The sequence below is a fragment of the Pseudomonas gebzensis genome (assembly GCF_034427815.1).
Classification (GTDB): Bacteria; Pseudomonadota; Gammaproteobacteria; order Pseudomonadales; family Pseudomonadaceae; genus Aquipseudomonas.
In genome coordinates this window covers 99,718-121,030 of sequence record NZ_JAXQNS010000010.1, presented here as the reverse complement: position 1 = coordinate 121,030, position 21,313 = coordinate 99,718, and the positions used below count along the sequence as shown (strand labels likewise).

The 21,313-nt window shown below is 65.4% G+C and carries 17 protein-coding genes; 9 read left to right on the top strand and 8 right to left on the bottom strand.

Translation table 11 applies throughout. The features are described from left to right. The first annotated feature begins 298 nt into the window (after positions 1–298). Complete coding sequence (locus SJI00_RS18485; RefSeq protein WP_322463121.1) at positions 299–1,966, top strand: phosphoethanolamine transferase; 1,668 nt, start codon at positions 299–301, stop codon at positions 1,964–1,966. A 140-nt stretch (positions 1,967–2,106) separates the two neighbouring features. Here SJI00_RS18485 and SJI00_RS18480 read toward each other — a convergent pair whose 3' ends face one another. Beyond that, positions 2,107–3,054, bottom strand: a complete 948-nt coding sequence (locus SJI00_RS18480; RefSeq protein WP_322463120.1) for an AraC family transcriptional regulator — start codon at positions 3,052–3,054, stop codon at positions 2,107–2,109. Between the two features lie 542 nt (positions 3,055–3,596). On the opposite strand from SJI00_RS18480, the gene SJI00_RS18475 reads away from it, so the two are divergent. The 3 genes from SJI00_RS18475 to SJI00_RS18465 all read left to right on the top strand — a co-directional run bounded on the left by SJI00_RS18475 (position 3,597) and on the right by SJI00_RS18465 (position 7,030). After that, positions 3,597–5,057: a M48 family metallopeptidase gene (locus SJI00_RS18475; RefSeq protein ID WP_322463119.1), complete on the top strand. Its 1,461-nt coding sequence runs from the start codon at positions 3,597–3,599 to the stop codon at positions 5,055–5,057. A 106-nt stretch (positions 5,058–5,163) separates the two neighbouring features. Next, the gene (locus SJI00_RS18470) at positions 5,164–5,823 is read left to right on the top strand and encodes a hypothetical protein (RefSeq protein WP_322463118.1); all 660 of its coding nucleotides are present in this window, start codon (positions 5,164–5,166) and stop codon (positions 5,821–5,823) included. A gap of 181 nt (positions 5,824–6,004) precedes the next feature. Next, a complete protein-coding gene (locus SJI00_RS18465; protein WP_322463117.1) occupies positions 6,005–7,030 on the top strand; it encodes a leucine-rich repeat domain-containing protein in 1,026 nt (341 codons plus the stop codon). A gap of 295 nt (positions 7,031–7,325) precedes the next feature. Here the strand turns inward: SJI00_RS18465 and SJI00_RS18460 are convergent, their stop codons facing one another. The 6 genes from SJI00_RS18460 to SJI00_RS18435 all read right to left on the bottom strand — a co-directional run bounded on the left by SJI00_RS18460 (position 7,326) and on the right by SJI00_RS18435 (position 12,974). Continuing rightward, a complete protein-coding gene (locus tag SJI00_RS18460) occupies positions 7,326–8,087 on the bottom strand; it encodes an ABC transporter ATP-binding protein (RefSeq protein ID WP_322463116.1) in 762 nt (253 codons plus the stop codon). Beyond that, a complete protein-coding gene (locus tag SJI00_RS18455) occupies positions 8,084–9,145 on the bottom strand; it encodes a FecCD family ABC transporter permease (RefSeq protein ID WP_322463115.1) in 1,062 nt (353 codons plus the stop codon). The genes SJI00_RS18460 and SJI00_RS18455 overlap by 4 nt, the downstream gene beginning before the upstream one ends. Beyond that, positions 9,142–10,254 carry an ABC transporter substrate-binding protein gene (locus SJI00_RS18450; protein ID WP_322463114.1) on the bottom strand — a complete coding sequence of 371 codons (1,113 nt, stop codon included), beginning with the start codon at positions 10,252–10,254 and terminating at the stop codon, positions 9,142–9,144. Before SJI00_RS18450 ends, SJI00_RS18455 begins: the two co-directional genes overlap by 4 nt. A 603-nt stretch (positions 10,255–10,857) precedes the next feature. After that, entirely contained in the window at positions 10,858–11,448 is a 591-nt protein-coding gene (locus SJI00_RS18445) for an HAD family hydrolase (RefSeq protein ID WP_322463113.1), read from the bottom strand. Next, positions 11,445–12,314: an acyl-CoA thioesterase II gene (tesB, locus tag SJI00_RS18440; RefSeq protein WP_322463112.1), complete on the bottom strand. Its 870-nt coding sequence runs from the start codon at positions 12,312–12,314 to the stop codon at positions 11,445–11,447. The genes SJI00_RS18445 and tesB overlap by 4 nt, the downstream gene beginning before the upstream one ends. Before the next feature lie 90 nt (positions 12,315–12,404). After that, the gene (locus tag SJI00_RS18435) at positions 12,405–12,974 is read right to left on the bottom strand and encodes a GNAT family N-acetyltransferase (RefSeq protein ID WP_322463111.1); all 570 of its coding nucleotides are present in this window, start codon (positions 12,972–12,974) and stop codon (positions 12,405–12,407) included. Between the two features lie 124 nt (positions 12,975–13,098). On the opposite strand from SJI00_RS18435, the gene SJI00_RS18430 reads away from it, so the two are divergent. From SJI00_RS18430 to SJI00_RS18410, 5 genes are all read left to right on the top strand, one after another. Then, positions 13,099–14,013, top strand: coding sequence for a histone deacetylase family protein (locus SJI00_RS18430; protein WP_322463110.1), 915 nt, complete (start codon positions 13,099–13,101; stop codon positions 14,011–14,013). A 202-nt stretch (positions 14,014–14,215) separates the two neighbouring features. Further along, complete coding sequence (locus SJI00_RS18425; RefSeq protein ID WP_322463109.1) at positions 14,216–15,457, top strand: TIGR03862 family flavoprotein; 1,242 nt, start codon at positions 14,216–14,218, stop codon at positions 15,455–15,457. Between the two features lie 175 nt (positions 15,458–15,632). Then, positions 15,633–16,148: a sigma-70 family RNA polymerase sigma factor gene (locus SJI00_RS18420; RefSeq protein WP_322463108.1), complete on the top strand. Its 516-nt coding sequence runs from the start codon at positions 15,633–15,635 to the stop codon at positions 16,146–16,148. Next, the gene (locus tag SJI00_RS18415) at positions 16,135–17,097 is read left to right on the top strand and encodes a DUF4880 domain-containing protein (protein ID WP_322463107.1); all 963 of its coding nucleotides are present in this window, start codon (positions 16,135–16,137) and stop codon (positions 17,095–17,097) included. The genes SJI00_RS18420 and SJI00_RS18415 overlap by 14 nt, the downstream gene beginning before the upstream one ends. 93 nt (positions 17,098–17,190) lie before the next feature. Further along, positions 17,191–19,665, top strand: a complete 2,475-nt coding sequence (locus tag SJI00_RS18410) for a TonB-dependent siderophore receptor (protein WP_322463106.1) — start codon at positions 17,191–17,193, stop codon at positions 19,663–19,665. 110 nt (positions 19,666–19,775) lie between these two features. On the opposite strand, the gene SJI00_RS18405 is transcribed toward SJI00_RS18410, so the two are convergent. Continuing rightward, positions 19,776–20,933, bottom strand: a complete 1,158-nt coding sequence (locus SJI00_RS18405) for an MFS transporter (RefSeq protein ID WP_322463105.1) — start codon at positions 20,931–20,933, stop codon at positions 19,776–19,778. Positions 20,934–21,313: the final 380 nt, after the last annotated feature.

Below are 21,313 nucleotides of genomic sequence, written 5' to 3'. Positions count from 1 at the left end.
AAAGGCGCGCAGTTACCCAGCACTGGCGCGCAATTACAGTAGATCGATTTCGGCGCGACGATAGTTCGACAGGTATCGCCAACTAGTGAAAAGATTGTAAAAAATCCGTTCAAAACAGTGCCGCGGCACATTCTAAATAATCATTCATCCAGCGCGCACAGACTTTAATAATTTCCCTACAAATAATTACACTTTCAGCAAAAAGCTTTCACGAAAACTTGATGATTGGCGGCATAGAGTTGGCGCCATCCAAGAACGGCTCACGCCTCGACTCCTTTACCTTTCCTCAAAGACTCCCATGCTGAACATCAAACCTGTGCGTCCTGAAGTTGTGACGGTACTTGCCAGTGGGTTCCTTCTGGCAGCCTTCAACCTGCCGCTCTGGCGGCACCTCGATAGCATCACCGGTTCGGCCGGCGCCGGCTGGCAGCCGGCCGTGGCGTTTGCCGTCATGCTGTTCGGCGTGTTCACCGCAATTCTTACCTGGCTGGCATTGCCGAAACTGTTGAAACCGGTATTGATCACACTGTTCATGGTCAGTGCAGGTGTAACTTATTTCATGAACCGCTACGGCATCATGATCGACGCGGGGATGCTACGCAATACCGTACAAACCAATGCCACAGAAGTACGCGACCTGCTCTCTCCGAAACTTTTTATTTATATAGCGCTGTTAGGGGTATTGCCGTCGGCGCTGCTCTGGCGAACGCCCATACACTACCGCTCGGTATTACCAAGCCTATTCAGCAAAACGCTGGTCACAGCCAGTTGCGCAGCCCTGATCACGGCAGCGGGCTTGATCAACTATCAAGGGTTGTCGTCAATGCTGCGCAATCACCATGAACTTCGGTTGCTGGTGGTACCCAGCAACTATATCGGCGCCTCGATCAATTACCTGCGTGAACAATGGGTCACCGCACAAACCCCGTTCACGCCGGTCGGCGAAGATGCCGTGCGCGCCCGAACGACCAGCCCGCAGACACGCAAATCCTTGACCGTGCTGGTGGTGGGTGAAAGCGCCCGCGCTGAAAACTTCAGCCTGCTGGGCTATGGTCGCCAGACCAACCCTGAACTGAGCAAAGAGCAAGGCCTGGTGGCCTTTACCGACATGCACTCCTGCGGCACCGAAACCGCCGTGTCGGTGCCCTGCATGTTCTCCAACCTCGGGCGTGCGGGCTACAGCGCCGCGGCCGTGAGCAATCGAGAGGGCTTGCTCGATGTGCTCAAGCGGGCTGGCCTGCACGTGATCTGGCGCGACAACCAGTCTGGCTGTAAAGGCACCTGTGGCAATGTCACCGTGCAAGATGTCAGCAACGCCAAGGACCCCGCCCTGTGCGCAGACCATGAGTGCCGCGACGAGATCCTGCTGCAAGGCCTGCAACAGACCCTCGACCACCTCGACCATGACACCGTACTGGTGCTGCACCAGATGGGCAGCCACGGCCCGGAATACTACAAACGCTACCCCGCCGCCTTCGAGCGTTTCACGCCCGTGTGCAAAAGCAACGCATTGGACAAATGCAGCCGCGACAGCATCGTCAACGCCTACGACAACACCTTGCTCTACACCGACCATGTGCTCGCGCAACTGATCGACACCCTGCGCAAAAACCAGGACCGCGTCGACACCGCCATGATTTATCTGTCGGACCACGGCGAATCACTGGGCGAGTACAACCTGTTCCTGCACGGTACGCCGTACATGCTCGCGCCCGATCAGCAGAAGCACGTGCCGTTGCTGGTGTGGCTGTCGCCGTCGTACCAGAAAAGCACGGGGCTGGACATGACCTGCCTGGAACACGACCGCGATACCCCGTTGAGCCAGGACAACCTGTTCCACTCGATGCTGGGGCTGTTGAATGTACAAACGCAGGCCTACAAGCCCGCGCTGGACCTGTTTTCGGGCTGCCGGCCTGCCCACCTGGCGAGCAACCTCCCCGCCAAGGCGCTGGCGGCAACGAACTAGGCCCGTCCAGGGCGCGCTTATTCCGTCACAGCGCAGCCACCTGCGCAGGTGGCGAGTGCCACCGGTCCAGCGACCTGCCTGAACGGAGCGCCAACGGCCGCAGGAGGCCGGCCGGGTGATTCGCGCCGGGCTCACGCTGCCTAGGTCTGCGCCCCCGGCGGATGTCCAAAATGCGCCTTGTACGCATGGCTGAAGTTGGCCGGGTTGGCGTAGCCCAGGCGAAAAGCGATCTGCGCCACTTGCCATTTGCGCTGACGCAGCAAGGTGCGCGCCAGTTCCATGCGCGCCTGGCGCAAGTACTGCAGCATCGACTGACCATACACGCTGACAAATGCCCGACGCAGGGTGGTCTCGCCAACCCCGAGCTGGCGCGCCAGGGCCACGCTGCCCGGTGGGTCGATCAAGTGTGCGTCGAGGATGCTGCGGGCTTCATGGGCGATGTCACGTTGCCCTCGCGGCGTGGGCTTGGGCCGAGCCGGTTCGCCCTTGAGAAAGGCGGCCAGCTCCACCAGTACCGCCAGGCTCAGGCTTTCCTGGTTCAAGCGCTCGAGTGCGCCCTCGTACGGCGAGTGGTACAGCCGCTCGAGCAACACACCCAGGGCCTTGCAGCGGTTGAACTCGGTGAATTGCATGCCGTCGTAGAGCAGGCCCAACAACGGACGTAGGGCGTCATCTTCTTCGGCCAGCTCTTGCAGGAAATCCCCCGCAATACGCAGGCCGGCCATGCGCGCATGGCTGCCGGCGGGCAACTGGTCCACCGCCTCCATGCTCTCGCTCAAGCCCAGGCAATGGATACCGCCCAAGGTATAACGATTCAGTTGCCCGTCGACCCGGTGTTGCCACTGGCCATCGAGCACCTGCACCAGACACAGGCTGCCTGGCAGGACCTTGTCGATGCGCACCGGCTCAGGAAATTGCAGGTTGCAGTCGAAGTACTGCAAATGCGCACGCACCGTGCGCGCCCGGTAATGCCCGATGGCGCTGCCGATCACCTGCTGCGCGCTGTCGTCCAGCACGCCGGCCGTGGCCAGCACCGCAGGATGGTCGTACACAAAGTGCGTATCCAGGTAAGGGGTCCAGCGTTTCATCGGTCGCATATCCACGGGTGCTGCAAGACGGTGTGCATGATAACGCCGTCACAGCAGATTCCTTGTGCGTTGTGAGCAACGGCTTGTTTGTTGTGGGCCACGGCCCAGGTGCTTGGCAGATCGTGTTCGGTTGCCTTCAATACGGCTTTGGCGTGCCCGAGGCCCTGATACAGCGGCGTGCTTGCAACGGCCGCGACAGTGCGCCGCGCTGCGCAAACCCTTTTCAGGACGGCCAGGAACTGAGGGCCTGCGGGCCCACATCCATGGCGCAAGGCCACTTTCACCGGCCTGCAAGCGCACCGGTAGCGTGCCTTGCAAAGGAATCGTCCAGGCGCTGTAGACCGTGGGCCAGGCCAGAAATTTCACGGCCAGGAAACCGAAACGCGGAGCCATTGCGCGGTCATTGCGAGACCGGCTATCGAGCCGGCGCTGCAACGATCGCAACGGCCACCGTCACAGGCCGCTGATGCTGCCGATCTCGCGGCCGCCCCAGGCCCCACCTGAGCCCTGCCACACCTGATGATGTCGAGAATGAATAGATGATGAATCGCCTGCGACGGATGGCCTGGCCATTGATGGTTGTGCTGTTGCCGCTAGCCCTGATGGCCTGGAGCAGCCTGCAAAGCTGGCGAGCCAGCAACGTGCTGGAAGAGGCGCAGGTGATGCAGCAGTGGCTGGCCAACCCGAGCGATGAGCTGTTGCAGCGGTTGTCGTACGCCGAACGCACCCAGGCCATCTCGGCGCAGGGTCGGCGCGACCAGTTCGCGTGGAAAATACGCGAGGCCCAAGCCGATCGCCCCCCCCTGCTCATGCGCAAGGCCCTGGCCTGGCTGGCCTACTGGCTGGCACTGGCTGCGCTACTGGCAGGACCGGGTACGTGGATCAAACTGCGCATGGATGCCTGGCGCGCACTGAAATCCCAACAGTACCTGTACAACCACCTGAGCCAGAGCTGGCACGTGATCGGGCGTTGGCTGGTGGCCTATACCGGCCTGCTGGTGGCCGCCATCGGCACCAGCCTGCTGTATGAGCTGAGCTACGGCTGGAGCCACCTCAAAGGCGGTGGCTGGGCCATGGCGCTGGTGGCGATTCCCGTGCTGGGGGTGATGGGTATTGGCATCATGCTGATCGTGCGTCTGCGCAAACGCTGGCAGGCGATGGACACGCCGATGTCGAGCGTTCTCGGTCGTGGCCTGAGCCGTAGCGAGGCGCCCGGTGTATGGGCTTGGGTCGAGGCCCTGGCCAGCAAGCTCGACGCGCCCATGCCCGATCACATCGTCGTGGGTGTGGACCAGTCGTTCTTCGTGACCTGCGTGAACGTCACCCTGCAGCCTTCAGGCCAGACGCTCAGCGGTCGCACGATGTATCTACCGCTGCCCTACCTGTGCACCCTCAGCCAGGCAGAGACTGCCGCGATCATTGGTCATGAGCTGGGCCACTTCAACAACCGCGATACTGAGCGCGGCAGTGAGGTTTCGGCGCATTTCCGCTTGATGTGCGAGCACTTCGAGCTGATCCGCGCCCAAGACCCTGACCCCTCGTGGATCGAACGCCCCGCCATCTGGATCACCGCGCAGTTCCTGCTGCACTTTCAGCTGGCGGTGCATCACTGGGGCCGCGCCGAGGAACTGCTGGCCGACCGCAGCGCCGCGAAGATAGCCGGCACACGTCTGTTCGCCCAGGCCCTGCTGCGGGTCATCGCGCTGGAAAGCGAAATCAGGCAACTGCTCGACGACCGCCAGCACGGCAATGTGCTCCAGGCCCTGGCCGAGCATCTCCAGCGCACGCCGATGCGGCTGGATGATCAGGTGCTGGAACACACCGTGAACCACCCATTCGATACCCACCCCGCGACAGCGCTGCGCTTGCGCCATCTGCAGGTGGAGATCGATGCCGAGCTGTTGGCCCAGGCCACCCGCACACCCCGAGAGCAAGACCGCCAGTGGTTCGGCCAACTGACCCAAGCGCCTGCGCCGTCGAACATCGCTGGGGCCTGGGCATGAGCCTCGGTGCTCGGCACGTTGCCGCCCACAGCGTCCCACCCGTTTCTCTTCAGGCCGCGCCACCACGGCCCCTCACCCCGTCCCTCCCTTACCAGGAAACCCAGCCATGAGCACCCCACAGAATCCCGACCCGTTGGCCAACCTGGCCGAATCGCTGACCCGTGAACACAGCCAGGCCCAAGAAGCCAGCCGCCAGCAAGTGATCGATGAGCTCAAGGCGGTCATCGCGCAGGTCCCTGAGCAAAGCGAGTTCACCAACACCCGCCGCTTCAAGGTGTGGGGGCCCATCCTGCTGGTGGGGGCCTTGGTACTCCTGGGCATGGCGATCCACGCCGGCAACACCAAGTCCATGATTTTCACCCTGGTGATGGTCGCCCTCTTCGCGGTCCTGACCTGGCAACACCGCAACGCCGGCAACGCTGTGTTCATGCGGCTGAACCGCCGGCAGCTGACGGTCGACACCCTGAGCGCCCCGGTCGAGCTGACCGACATCGCCGACATCCATGTCAAGGATGAGGGCTTGATCACCCAGCAGACGCTGACCCTGCGCCCTGGCGCGCCGCTGCCCAAGCACCGCGCCACGTTCAAGTTGTTCGGCAATCAGGCCCTCGCGCTGGCCAAGCCTGCGCCGAACATCCGCATTCAGTCGGCCGGCGTGATGCGCAATGGCCAACGCCTGCACATCGAAGAAATCGCTGCCGTGCTGGATGCCTACCGCATGGCCGCGCATGCCCAGCAGCAGCTCGATGCCCTGCAACGTCGCTGATCGGTGCTCGCCGGGCCGCTCGCCGCACCGTGTATGCGCGGCAAACCTCGCTGATCCGAGCCCGCGCGCGTGACGCCCCTCCACCGCGCGAGCGTTTTCGGCAACACCTGGGGCGCTGGCAGCGCGGAACCGCGCCTGCGCTGGCGGGTCAACCAATCCCCCTCCGATGGAAGACACCGCCATGCTGGCGCAGCGCCTTGAGTCGCCGTCTTTGCACGATCTGCAGACCACCGTTACCGAGCGACTGGCCAGCACCGAAGCAGCGCTGGTCGTGCAGTTCTCCGCCCCCGAGCAGTACCCGGCGCCCATCCTGGCGGCATTGGATGCGTTGTGCGCAGCCCACGGCCCCCGGCTCGAAGTGCGCTTCTGGGGCCACTTCGCGGGGCAGCCATTCGATGGACGCACGTTGGCGTCGCTGCCCCACGTCCACGTCTTGACCCTCGATTGCCTCTATCAGGTCGAGAACCTTGAACGGCTAGGGGGCCTGACTCAGCTGCACAGCCTGGCGCTGGGCATGGACAGGCTCGATCTCAACCCCGTGCTGGCCCTGGATAACCTGCGCACATTGCGCAGTTTGAGGGTCGCCCAGGAAATCGGGACGAAGCTCGATCTGCACCCGGTGAGCCAGCTGCCCCACCTGCAAGCCTTGCACGTGAACGCCAAAACCACCGGGCTGGCACCGCTACAGGCGCTCCAGGGCCTGACTGCCTTGAGCCTCTACCGCCAGCCGGCCAGCACCACGTTGGAAGTGATCGCCACCCTCCCCGGCTTGCGTGATCTGGCCATCGGTTTCGGCAGCCGCGAGGGCATGCCTGAGCTGAGCAGCCAGAGCACCACGCACCTGCACCTGTGCCGTGCGCGCGGGTTACAAGGCCTGGACCTGGCGCAGTTTCCAAGCTTGGAAGTGCTGCAGATCGAAGACCAGCCGCACATTGCCAGTCTGGACCTGACCCCTTGCAAGGATCTGCACGCGCTGCGCCTGGAAAACCTCAAGACGCTGGCCCAGCTCGCTGGCACGCATGAGGTGGCACTGCGCAAACTGTCGATCTACAAGACGCCGGCCCTGGACCTGCTGGCCCTGCTCGATCCGCCACCGCCGAGCCTGCAGGCCGTGCGCCTGATCAGCGGCAAGCGCGGCCTTGACCGGCCGCTCGATGCTCGGCGCATAGCGCTTGGCCTGGCTGGAATCGACGGCCTGTTCGCCTGAGCCTGGCGGACCCACAGCGCTTGGCGCGCCGATTCAGCGGCGCTGGCAGGGATGATCGCGCCGGCGCAGAGGGGGCGCGGCGCCTGACCTCGCCCGGCGCCAACCCCGCCCGCCGAGGATACCTCGCCTGTGGCCGGTGGGGCGTCATAGCGCCCCCGCCGCGCTCCTGCAGGCACCCCGCAGCAGCGCGCATGACGAGGTTGAAACGCCCAGCCCCGCACGGCGAACCGCTGCCGCTCAGCGGCGCGCAATCACGCGTTGCCGTTCAGGCCGCATGACGTCGGCCACGCCGCGCTTACAACACCGCGCGGTCGACCAACACCTGCAACCGGTCCTGCGAACACCGCTCGACCCGCGCATGGACCCCGTACACCTCAGCCAGCAGCGCCGGTTGCAGTACCTCCTGCGGGGTGCCGCAGGCCACCACGCGGCCCTGGCTGAGCATCACCAGGGTGTCGGCATGCCTGGCCGCGAGGTTGATGTCGTGCAGCACGGCGATGGCCAGCAGGCGCTGGGCCTGCACGCGCTGGCGCACGGCGTCCATCACCCGCAGTTGATAGTGCAGGTCCAGGGCGCTGGTGGGTTCGTCGAGCAACAGCACCTGGGGATTGCGGGCCAGGAGCTGGGCCAGCGCGACCAGCTGTTTCTGCCCGCCCGACAGCGCATCCAGCCCGCGCTCGGCCAGGTGCTCGATGCCCAATTGGCGCAATGCCTCGAAGGCGATCGCCGGCGGATTGTCGGCGCCGCTGACGCGCAGGCCGACGATGATGCTTTCCAGCACCCCCAAGGCAATGTCGGGTGGCAGTTGCTGGGGCATGTAGCTCAGGCGGCGGGCGCGCTCGGCGAAACTCAGCCGGGTAACCTCGACCCCATCGAGGCTCAGCCCACCCTTCATCGGCTCCAGGCCAGCCAGCGCCCGCAGCAAGGTGGACTTGCCGGCACCGTTCGGGCCGACCAGCGCCACCAGGCTGCCGCTGGGCAGCGGCGGCAGGCTCAGGTTGTGGATAACCGGGCGCGAACCGTAGCAGACGCACAGCGCGTTGATCGACAGGCTCACAGGTTTCTCCCCCGGCGGAACACCAGCACCACGAACACCGGCACCCCGACCAATGCGGTGACGATGCCCACCGGCACGATCATGCCCGGCAGAATCAGTTTGCTCGCCACCGACGACAGCGCCAGCAGCAAGGCCCCCACCAGCGCACTGGCCGGCAGCAGGAAACGTTGGTCCTCACCCACCAGCAGGCGGGCGATGTGTGGCCCGACCAGGCCGATGAACCCGATGGTGCCGACGAATGCCACCGCGGTGGCCGCCAGCAGGCTGATGCGCAGCAAGGAGGCGTGGCGCAGGCGCCGGGTATCGACCCCGAAGCTGCGTGCGCGGTCCTCGCCCATGCGCAGCAAGGTCATTGCCGGTGCTGCGCGCAGCGAGAACGGCATCACCACGGCCAGCACGATCGCCAGGAGCGTGAGCGAGTCCCAGTTGGCCCGCGCCAGGCTGCCGAGGGTCCAGAACACCAACTGTTGCAGTACATCTTCGGTGGCCAGCATCTGCAGCAGCGACACCAGCGCGTTGCAGCTGAACACCAGGGCGATGCCGAACAGCACCAGGCTCTGCACCCCGGCACCGCGCAGGCGTGACATCACTTGCAGCAGCAGCACCGACAGGCAGGCGAAGACGAACGCCATCAACGGCACCTGCACACTGGGCGCCAGCCAGGCCGCACTCAACGGGTAGGCGATCGCCAGCGACGCGCCCAGCGCCGCCGAGGACGACACGCCCAAGGTGAACGGGCTCGCCAGCGGGTTATCCAGGATCGCCTGCATCTCGGCACCGGCCAGCGACAACGCAGCACCCACCAGCACCGCCATCAGCGCATAGGGCAGGCGCACGTTCCAGATGATCACCCGCTCGGTGGCGCTGAGGCTGGCCGGGTCGAACACGCCGTGGATCAGTTGCCACAGGCCCATGCCCGATGCACCGCTGGCCAGATCTGCGAGCACGGCCAGCACCAGCAACAGCGCCAATGCAATGACCAGCCAGGTACGTCGCCACAACAGATGGCGATAGCGCGCCACTGCGTGCAACGCACCGGTGGAGGGCTGCGCGGTCATTTCGCATCGATCCAGTAACTGCCTTGAAGGTCGACCTTGAGCAGTTGGTTGATCTCGGCCAGGGTCGCTTGCGGGTCGAGGTCTTTGAACCGCTCAGGGTGGATCCAGCGGGCCATGGCTTCGATGGCGAGAATGTTGAACGGCGAGTTGTAGAAGTCGTGCCACAGGGCGTGGGCCTGGCCTTGCTGGATCGGCCGCAGCGGGGCGAACTCGGGGCGTGCGGTGATACGCGCCAGGCTTTCGCGGGCGGTGTTTTGCGCGACGCCAGCCCCGAGCAACACGCCCGGGGCGCGGTTGCCGGTGGCGATGTACACGTCCGGGTCCTGCTGCAGCACGTACTCGACGCTGACATCGCCCAGCGCACCGGGCACCACGTCGGCGGCGATGTTGTGCCCACCCACGGCGGTGACCACGCTGCCCAGGCCGCTCTTGCCGGTGGTGTGCCCCGGGGCCTGCCACACGCCGGGCAGCAGTTCGAGAAAGACCTTGGGCCGCTCGCTGTCCTTGATACCCGCGACACGTTGCTCGACCTGCTGCAGGTGGCGCTCGTACAGACTGAGGAAGTGCTGCGCCTGCTCTTGGCGGTCAAGCAAGGTGCCCAGGGCTTGGAGGCTGACCCGGGTGTTGCGGATCGGGTGCACGCGGAAATCGATGAACAGCACCGGCACCCCGGCTTTGGCCAGTAGGTCAGCCACCGGGCTGTGCTGGGTAGGGCCTTCGCCGGCGATGCTGAAGATGGCCAGGTCCGGTTTCAGGGCCAGGATCTGTTCGGCGCTGACGCTTTGCTCGGAGGCTTGGCCGATCAGCGGCAGCTGGCTGATCTGTGGGTACTGTTTGGCGTAGACCTCATAGGTATGCGGGTCGAGCAGGCGCATGTCGTTCTGCCAACCGACCACGCGCTGGAACGGGTTATCGCGGTCCAGCAGCGCCAGGGCGAAGAACAGCCGACCTTCACCCAGCACGATGCGTTGCGGCGCGTGGTCGACGCTGACGGTACGGCCGAGGACATCGGTCACCTGCGCGGCACCTGCAGGCGTAGGCAAACCCAGGCAGCAGCAGGCAATGGCGAACAACGGCAGCAGACGCCGCCAGGTGGGCAAGCGGTTCATGGGCAGGGCTCCAGGGAAGTCGATGGACAGGAAGCGGCGAACGCGGCGGTGCCGCAGGCGCAGTACGAAGGGATTGGCAGGCCCTTGGCGGGAACCAGGATCGAGGATCGGCCCACGCGTTGCAGAGGGGCGCAGCACGATTGCCGGCGCGACACAGCGCGTACGTGTGCCCTCGCCTAGCGCTGGCTGCGTGCAGACCTTGCGCAACGCGATGCACTGCGCGGCATAGCGAATGCATCCCATTCGAGCGGCAATAGTCTAAAGACTCGCCATCGATCACGGCTGTGCGGGAATGTAATGGTCTGCCACTGCTGGCGGCGCCATTACACGCCATTACATCGAAGCCGTCTGCGGGGCTGGTTGCACCGGAGCTGTCTGCTGGGTCTGGACTGCGGCTCAGCCCACTGTAGGGGCGAGCTTGCTCGCGATGGACGTCAACGATGACGCGAACGCCTGGCCAAACGCGGTGCCTGGGCGTTGTTCGCGAGCGAGCTCGCGATGGACAAAACAAACGGCTTTAGTCGCGATCGGACGCGAAGCGGCGCCAATCGCTGCCATGCGACGTTGACAGGCCCGTGCAGTACCCCTTGAAACGCTGGCGTCTCACCCCAGCAGCTTGTGCAACGCCTGGCAGTCCGCCGCATGCCAGTCGGTCAGCTCCGGCCAAGGGTTGTCCGGCACGTTCACCAGCACGGTGCGGGTGCCCGCCGCACGGCCGCTGTCCAGGTCGATGCGGTAGTCACCGACCATCACCATCTCGGCCGGCGCTACGCCCCAGGCCTGGGCGATCTTCAGAAGCCCTTCGGGGCTGGGTTTGGGCTCAGCCTCATCGCGCCCTAGCACCTGTGAGCGTTCAAAGCAGTCGGCGATGCCGATGGCTTGCAGCGTGACATGGGCCAGCTCGCGCGCATTGCGGGTCAGCACGCCGAGACGGCAGCCGCGCGCGGCCAGCGCGCGCACCAGCGCCACCGCCCCCGGCGCCGGGCGCGAGCCCAGGGCCAAATCACGTTCGTGCTCCAGCAGCCAGGCATGCTTGGCGGCGGCTTCATCGGCCGGCAGCGCCGCCAGGTGGCCGAGGATGTCGTCCGCCGGCGGAATGTCCAGGGCCACGCGAATGGCCGCGAAATCATGCACGGCCACTGTCAGGGTGCCGTCCATGTCGAATACCCAGTGGCGAATCTGGTCGAGCGTCATGCCCAGTCCTTGCGGTGGCGGATCAGCCCTTCCTGGCTGGACGAGGCCACCAGTTGGCCGGCACGGTTATAGATGCTGCCACGATTGAAACCGCGGGCATTACCCGCCCACGGGCTATCGGTGGCGTACAGCAGCCATTCATCGGCGCGCAGGTTGGCGTGGAACCACAGCGAGTGATCAAGGCTGGCGATCTGCATGTCGTTGTTCCACACCGACTTGCCATGGGGCAGCAAGGAGGTGGTCAGCAGGCCGAAGTCCGAGGCGTAGGCCAGCAGGTATTTGTGCAGCGCCGGGACGTCGGGCAGGCTGCCGTCGGCGCGGAACCACACGTATTTGACCGGATCATCGGGCTTGGGATTGAACGGGTCGCGCTCGGTCACCGGACGGATCTCGATAGGCTTGGGGCGCAGCACCTTTTCCCGCAAACGCTCGGGCAAGTGGGTCGCCAGGGTGCTGGCCAGCTCCAGTTCACTGGGCAAGTTCTCCGGCCCGACCACCTGAGGCATGGCCGCCTGGTGCAGGAAGCCTTCTTCGTCGTACTGGAACGAGGCGCTGCAGGTAAAGATCGGCTGGCCTTTCTGGATCGCTGTGACCCGGCGCGTGCTGAAGCTGCCGCCGTCGCGCACGCGGTCAACCGAGTACACCACCGGCATGCTGGCATCGCCCGGGCGCAGGAAATAGCCGTGCAGCGAATGCACATGGCGGGCATCTTCGACCGTCTGGCTGGCCGCCGACAGCGATTGGCCAAGCACCTGACCGCCGTACAGCTGGCGGAAGCCCAGGTCCTGGCTACGGCCGCGGAACAGGTTTTCTTCGATTGCTTCAAGGCTCAGCAGGTCGACCAGGTCGTCCAGCACATCACTCATCGGTCTTTCTCCAGGCAAGGCGTGCGCACTACGGCGTTCGATGGGCGAAGATGATACAGGGTTTGTCACTGTCACCCCCAGGCGATCCCGCTAGCCGCGTACGGTTTGCAGCCACTGCTCACGGTCGATGCGGTACAGCACGTGTGCGCGCAGCGGGTGATCGGACGGCAGCCGGGGATGGTCGAATGCACCGTCGAGGTCGGGCTGCATGCCGATGGCCTGCATCACCTTCTGCGACGCCAGGTTGCTTTGCGTGGTGAAGGCCACCACTTCATCGAGGTGCAACTGGCTGAAGGCGCAGCGCAGACACGCCCACGCCGCCTCGCTGGCCAGGCCCAAGCCCCAGTGTCGCCGGGCCAGGCGCCAGCCGATTTCCACCGCCGGGCTGAACGGCGCTTCGAAGCTGACGTTGAGCAGACCGGTCATGCCGATGAAGGCGCCGCTGTCCTTGCGCTCCAGCGCCCACAGACCAAAGCCGTATTCATTGAAATGCCCGCGCAAGCGGCCCACCAGCGCGGCGGCTTCCAGGCGTGTCAGGGGTGCGGGAAAGTAGCGCATCACCTGCGGATCGGCGCACAGCGCGGCGAATTCGACGAGGTCGTCGTCCTGCCACTGGCGCAGGATCAGGCGCGGGCTTTCCAGGGTGGCAATCAGGGTCATGCGTGGCTCCAGTAGGTGGCGATGCAGTCTATAGCGTACGCGCGCTGGCCAAGCCTGCGCGAGTCACTGGCCGCCGCCGGCCTGCAACTGGCAAGATCACCGCTGGCCCGACCTTGAGCTGACCATGCCGCTGCCGCTGATCTACCACGACGACTACAGCCCGGACTTCCCCGCCGAGCACCGCTTTCCGATGGACAAGTTTCGCTTGCTGCGCGACCACCTGGTGGCCAGCGGCCTGACCCGCGATAAAGACCTGATCCGCCCTGAACTGTGCCCGCGCGACGTCCTTGCCCTGGCCCACGACCCGGCCTACATCGACCGCTACCTGAGTGGCGAGCTGTCACGCGAGGACCAGCGACGCCTGGGCCTGCCCTGGAGCGAGGCGCTGGCCCAGCGCACCATCCGCGCCGTCGGCGGCTCCTTGCTGACCGCCGAACTGGCCCTGCAGCACGGCATCGCCTGCCATCTGGCCGGCGGCACCCACCACGCCCATTACGACTATCCGGCCGGCTTCTGCATCTTCAATGACCTGGCGGTGATCAGCCGCTACCTGCTCGAAGCCGGTCGCGTGCAGCGGGTGCTGATCTTCGACTGCGACGTGCACCAGGGCGACGGGACCGCGCGCATCCTGCAGGACACCCCGGAGGCGATCACCGTGTCGCTGCACTGCGAGCAGAATTTCCCCGCGCGCAAGGCCCACAGTGACTGGGACATTCCCCTGCCGCGCGGCATGCATGACGCCGCCTACCTGCAGGTGGTGGAGCAGGCGCTCGACTACCTGTTGCCGCTGTACCAGCCCGACCTGGTGCTGTACGACGCCGGGGTCGACGTGCATCAGGACGATGCCCTGGGCTACCTGAAACTGAGCGATGCCGGGGTCGCGGCGCGGGACGAATGCGTGCTGCGCCGCTGCCTGGGCCGCGACATTCCAGTGATGGCCGTGATCGGTGGTGGCTACAGCAAGGACCGCCAAGCCCTGGCGCGACGCCACGGCATCCTGCATCACAGCGCCGCGAGGGTGCTCAATTACCCACAATGACTGTGGAACCGCCTGTGGATAACCTGAGCGAAAGCCCCTACAGGCCACGCCGGGCCTACGCTGCAGCGAGCTGTGCATTTTTCGTACAGCTTTCTCGGTGGGTCGGTAAAAGGGGATTGTGCAGGCGGTTCGCCGGGTTAACGCGCGGGATCGGCTCGCTGGGGTAGAATGCCCGCCCGTTTTCCACAGCCTGCCGCCGACCATGACCGACGCTACGCCCCGCCCTCCCCTTGTTGCCGTGATCGGCGCCGGCCCTGCCGGCCTGATGGCGGCTGAAGTTCTGGCCAGTGCCGGGGTGGCGGTCGAGGTGTTCGATGCCATGCCGTCGGTGGGCCGCAAGTTTCTGCTGGCCGGGGTCGGCGGCATGAATATCACCCACTCCGAGCCCTACCCAGCCTTCGTCGCGCGCTATGCCGAGCGTCAGCACGCGCTCGACCCACTGCTGCAGGATTTCGATGCCACAGCCTTGCGGGCCTGGATTCATGGCCTGGGCATCGACACTTTCGTCGGCACCTCGGGGCGCGTGTTTCCGACCGACATGAAAGCTGCGCCCTTACTGCGCGCCTGGCTCAAACGGTTGCGTGAAGCCGGCGTGGTTATCCACAACCGCCACCGCTGGCAGGGTTGGAACAGCGACGCCAGCCTGCGCATCACCAGCCCTGAGGGCGAGCGAGGTGTGCAGCCCAGCGCCGTGGTACTGGCATTGGGCGGCGGCAGCTGGGCGCGTTTGGGCTCCGACGGGGCCTGGGTCCCGTGGCTGCAGGCACAGGCTGTGGATATCTCGCCCCTACGGCCGAGCAACTGCGGCTTCGAGGTCGATGCCTGGAGCGAGTTGCTGGTGAGCAAGTACGCGGGCGCGCCGGTGAAGAACATTGCGCTTTCAGTGCCAGGTGCGGCGCCGCGCAAAGGCGAATTCATCCTCACCGCCCAAGGCGTTGAAGGCAGCCTGGTGTACGCCTGGTCGGCGCCGCTGCGCGCCGCCCTCGAGCGCGACGGCAGCGCCCGGCTGCTGCTCGACCTGTTGCCTGACAAACCTGTGGACACGATCGTCCAGGCCCTGGCAAAACCTCGGGGCTCGCGGTCGATGGCCAAACACCTGCAGGGCCAGTTGGGGCTCGGTGGGGTCAAGGCCGGGCTGCTGCGCGAGCTGACGGATGCGGCCACGTTCAGTGACATGACGCGGCTGGCGGAGGCGATCAAAGCCTTGCCCATCACCCTGCTGCGCACCCGCCCGCTCGACGAGGCCATCAGCAGTGCTGGCGGTGTGCGATTCGAAGCGCTGGATAACGGCTTGATGCTCAAGGCGATGCCTGGGGTCTTCTGCGCGGGGGAGATGCTCGACTGGGAAGCGCCCACCGGCGGGTATCTGCTGACCGCCTGTTTCGCCAGCGGGGTACGGGCCGGGCGGGGCGTGCTGGCGTGGCTCGATCGGCCCATTGGGTGAATGCTGAGGGTGCCCGCCCTGGCAGGCCAGCGTTCCACCCCGCCACCACTCATCCGACCGCCCCCGTCAACCCGGCAACATTTCCCTGGTATGCCATTGCCCACCCGCACCCGCACGCATAGAATTGAGAACGATTAACAATCATTCCTCCATTCCAGTTCGGGTTGCCATCGTCATGCAGGTCAATCACACGCTGCAAACGGCCGAGGTCGATCTGCTCTACCAAACCCATCACGCCTGGCTGCGTGGCTGGCTATGGGCGCGGGTGGGCTGTCGCGAGAACGCCGCCGATCTGGCGCAAGACACCTTCGTGCGCCTGTTGCGCGCCCGCCAGAGCGGTCCGCTCAAGCAACCTCGCGCCTACCTCAGCAGCATCGCCCGCGGCCTGATGATCGACCAGCTGCGCCGCCGCGCGCTGGAGCGTGCCTACGCCGACAGCCTGGCGCACCTGCCCGAAGGCGAGGTGCCGAGCGAAGAGGCGCGGCGGGTCATCCTCGATACCCTTGAGCGTCTCGACCGCGCCCTGCACCAACTCAAACCGCGCGCCCGCCAGGCGTTTCTGCTGGCACAGCTCGACGGCTTGAGCATTGCCCAGATCGCCGCGCATCTGCAGGCCTCGCGTGCCACGGTAGAACGCGATCTCGCCCGCGCCCTGGGCATCTGCTACCGGTTGCGCTATGCCGATGCCTGACCACGGCGCGTCTACCGCACCGGGTCAAGCCCAGGTCGAGCAAGCCATCGAATGGCTGGTACGGCTGCGCTATGACCGCCCCAGCCCACGCACCGAGCAACAGTTCCAGCAGTGGTTGGCCAGCCACCCGCACAACCCACAGGCCTGGCAGCGGGTCAGCAGCCTGGGCGACGAGCTGGCCGGATTGCCCAGCGCGATCAGCCGCAGCACCCTGGACAACGCTCAGCGCCAGCGCATCACGCGCCGCGATCAACTCAAGCTGCTCGGCGTGCTGGCCATGGCCGGTGGCCTGGGCTGGATCAACCGCGAGCCGCTGGGGCTTGAACAGTGGCTGGCCGACAGCCGTACGGCCACCGGCGAGCGGCGCAAGCTGCTCGGCAGCGATGGCAGCCGCCTCCAGCTCAACACCGACAGCGCCATCGACCTGCGCTTCAGCCCCGACCTGCGTCAGCTGACCTTGCTGCACGGGGAAGTCAGCCTCGACAGCAACACCAGGGACTTTCGCCCCTTCCACATCAGCACCCGCGTCGGCCAGCTGGAAACCCTCGACGGCCAGGTACTGCTGCGCGAAAACCTCGGCGGCTTGCTGGTGGCCGTCAAGCGCGGTCAGGTGACGGTCGCAGGCAGCGCCCTGAGCCCGCTGACGGCCGGGCAGGTCTGGCAACTCGATCGCAGCGGTCAGTTGCACGCGGCCCACCTGAACGTCGACCCGTGGGGCTGGACCGAGGGCGTGCTCAGCGTGCAGCAGATGCCGCTGCGCGCGTTTCTCGATGAGCTGTCACGTTACCGCCCAGGCTATCTGCGCTGCGCGGATCAGGTTGCCGAGCTGAACGTGTCCGGTACGTACCAGTTGGCCGACACCGACCAGATCCTGCAGTTGCTCAGCCGCAGCCTGCCCATTCAGGTCTACTACCGGACCCGCTATTGGGTCAGCGTCGGGCAAGTGTGAAAAAAACGTGAAAATAAATGAGGTGGAATCTCATTCTCGTACGGCCTGAAGGAATAAAGCCCCAACAGTGGCCCCAACCTTCAGGAGCGTTGCATGATCCACCCCGCCTCTCCCCGCCACGATCGTCTGCGTAGCGCCGTGCGCGCCGCTTTGCTCGGTATGACCCTGGCCAGCACCAGCGGCCTGCCGCTACTGGCCCACGCCGCCCCGGCCAACCAGGCCCAGTCACGTGACTGGCGCATCGCCCCTGGCCCCTTGGCCGCAGCCCTCGACCAGCTGGCGCGTCAAGGCGGCTTGAACCTGTCGTTCGACGCCGCCAGCCTGCAGGGCAAAAACAGCCCTGGCGTACAGGGCCGCCACAGCAACGCCGAAGCCCTGTCGATCCTGCTGCAGGGCAGTCATGTGCAGGCCCACCCACAGAGCGACAGCAACTACCTGCTGATCCCGGCTGCAGACACTGCCGGCGCGCTGGAACTGGGGCCGATAGACATCGCCAGCAACCACCTCGGCACCACCACGGAAAACACCGGTTCCTACACCACCGGGGCAGTGACCATCGGCAAGACCGCACAAAGCCTGCGCCGCACCCCGCAGTCGGTCACGGTGGTCACCACCCAGCGCCTGAAGGACCAGAACATCACCAACCTCACCACCCTGCTCGAGCAGACCCCAGGCGTGGTGGTCAACCTGTTCGACAGCGAGCGGGTGCAGTACTACTCGCGCGGCTACGCCATCGACGCGATCCAGTACGATGGCGCCACCGTGGTGCAGGGTAGTGGCGGCGGTTCGTTCGTGCAGAGCGATGCGGCGATCATCGACCGTGCGGAAATCCTCCGCGGGGCCACTGGCATGCTGCGCGGCGCTGGCAACCCGTCCGGCACGGTCAACCTGGTGCGCAAGCGCCCCACGGCTGAGTTCCAGGGCGAAGGCAGCGTCACCCTCGGCACCTGGAACGCTCAGCGTTACGTGGCCGACATTTCCGGCCCGCTGACCGAAACCGGCAACGTGCGCGGGCGGATGATTGCCGTGCACGACGACCGCGATCACTTTCAGCAATCGCGCAGCGAGCGCAAGGACGTGCTCTACGGCGTGCTGGCCTTCGACCTGAACGACAGCACCACCCTGACCACCGGCCTGGAATGGACCAAGCTCGACGCCACCGGTGCCTGGGGCAACCTGCCCGCCGACTACGACGGCAAGCCCCTGCCGTTTGGCCGTAGCACCTATCTGGGTGCCGAGTGGAACCGCTGGAACCGCAGCAACCTGCAGACCTTCGCCGAGCTGGAACACCGCTTCGACAACGACTGGTCGCTCAAGCTGATGGCCCAGCGCACCCATTTCGAGCTGGCCGATGACGGCTTCAAGCAGACCTACATCACCCGCGCTGCCGGTAACAGCAACCCGACCAGAAACCCCTACCTGATGAGCTATCAGGTGGTCGAGGGCGATGGCGGGGAAAGCCTGCAGAACAACCTCAGCGCCACCCTCAACGGCCCGTTCGACCTGTTCGGTCGCACCCACGAGCTGATGCTCGGCGTTGAGCGTACGCGCAATGACTCCTACGCCTCGGCCACCGCCAACACCCAATCGGGCCTGTTCGACCTGCGCCACTGGGACCCGAAACACAGCCTGGCCAACCCGAAGATCCCCGTCACCGACCACCCGGTACGAACCCGTACCACCCAGGAAGGCGCCTACGCCACCTGGCGCATTTCCCTTGCCGATTCGCTGACCGCCATCGTCGGCGCGCGCACCAACTGGTACGACTACGAACAGGAAAACAACGTGCGCAGCAACGGCACGTTCAGCGTCGACAACGAGCTGGTGCCGTATGCCGCGCTGATCTACGACCTCGACGAGCACTTCAGCGCCTACGCCAGCTACACCGAGATCTTCAACCCGCAGACCGCGACCGACGTCGGTGGCTCGGTGCTTGCGCCGGTCACGGGCGAGGCTTATGAGACGGGAATCAAGGGCGAGTTCTACGACGGCCGGTTGAACACCTCGCTGGCGTTCTTCCGCATCTACCAAGTGGGCAACGCACTGGATGACATCAGCGGCCCCAACCCGTGCCTGCCCAACTACGCCACGGGCTACTGCAAGGTCGCGGCCGGCAAGAACCGCAGCCAGGGCTTCGAACTGGAAATCTCCGGCGAGGTGCTGCCGGACTGGAACCTGGGCGGCGGCTACACCTACAACACCACCGAGTACCTGAAAGACACCACCAGCAACACCGGGAACGCCATCCGCACCACCGACCCCAAGCGCATGCTGCGCCTGTTCACCAGTTACCGCCTGCCGGGCGAGCTGAGCAACTGGACGGTGGGCGGCGGCGTGCAGGCGCAGAGCAGCATCTACAACCGCAGCGGTACGGTAGAGGCGTCGCAATCGGGCTACGCGGTATACAACGCGCTGGTCAACTACCGCTTCGACGACCACTACTCGCTGCAGCTCAACGCCAACAACCTGTTCGACCGCAAATACTACCGTCAGGTGGCACCGACGGCGACCGGCTACTACTGGGGTGATCCGCGCAATGTCTCGGTGACGCTGCGCGGGACGTTCTGATTCAAGCGGGGTGATAGCGCGTCGCCGGGGCGGAACACGCTGCGGTCGTTGGCCGCAACCGTGCTCTGCCGAGCCACACGCGGTATGAACCGAACGCCGAACGCTTGCACCTAGCCGGTCAACGCGGCGCGGCGTGCGCCCTGCCGGGAGGCGCGCCAGGCAAACACCACGAACGACCCGGCCATCAACGCCAGCATCATCGGCAGCCCATGGGGTGCGGCGCTCATGGCCGCGCCGCTGACCAGGGGTCCGACCAGGCTGCCGACGCCCCACAGCAAACCCACACTGGCATTGGCCATGACCAGGTCGCGGCCGCTGAACTGCTGGCCGATCAACACCAGCGCCAGGGTGTAGATGCCGCCGGCCACAGCGCCCAGCAGCACCAGCATCGGCCACAGCAGCCAATCGACCTGCAACAGCCATGGCAAGCCGATCCCGATCAGCATCGCCACCCCGCCACACGCCAGGTGCAACCGGGTGCGCTCGACCCGGTCGGCCAGCCAGCCCAAGGGCAACTGGAACAGCATGTCGCCGGCAAAGACTACCGTTACCATCAACGCTGCCACGCCTACGGCAAAGCCGTGGCTGGTGGCATAGATCGGCATCAGCGACAGCACCACGGCATCGAAGAAAGAGAAGAACAGCACACCCATGCACAGCGCCGGCGCCACGCGGAAGAAACCGGCCAGGCCGAAGCCGGCCTCATCCTCGTGGTGCACGACCCGGTCGTTGGGCACCGTCAGCACAATGCACAGCAACGCCAGGCCATAGCAGGCCGTGACCAGCCAGATCAGCCACGGGCTCTGCGCGCCGAGCAACGACAGCAGCGCCGGGCCCAACACCTGAAAACCGGTGAAGCAGGTGGCGTACAGCGCCATGATCTTGCCGCGGTTGTGCTCGGGGCACAGTTCGTTGACCCACGACTCACCGAGAATGATCGCCACCCCCATGCCCAACCCCAGTGCCAGACGCAGCACGGCCAGTTGCCATAGCGTGGCGAAGCCCCAGTCGAGCAAGGCGATGCTGGCCGTGCACAGGCTGAAACTGAGCAGGTAGATGACGCGGCGGGTCAGGCGCCGGCAGCAGGCGTCCACCAGAAAAGCCGAGAGCATCATGCCCGCGGCTGGAATCGCCGAGACGATGCCGATGTGCAAGGTGCTGGCGCCTGCAGCCTGCAAGCGTAGGGAGACCAGCGGCAGGGTCGCCCCCAGGCTGAAGCCGACCACCGAGACCGCAAACAGCAAACCCACCAGCAAACGCATGTTCATCACTCGTCCTCAGCGGCCTTACACACGGCCGCGACCTATCCATCCAACGCACAGCGCTTCACGCGCAGACACACAGACGCCGTGCCGACAGTGGCCGGGCAGCGCGAATCAGGAGCGTGGGAGATGCGGGGAAAAGGTGAAGGCGAACAGCACGCTGCGCCGACGCTTGAGCACCGTGTCGCTCGGCCAGGTGCAATGCCGGGCCTGAAGGGCAGGCGGGCACGCTGGCGAGGAAGGGAGGAAGCGATGCATGACGTCGGCTGTAGGTAAATGACAGGAGGCGCGACTCTAGGCCAGCGGCCCTGCGCCGTCAATCGGGGTAATGGGGTCTTGGGTCTTGGGTTATTGGTTAATGCCTTACTGCCATTCAGTTAAGGGAA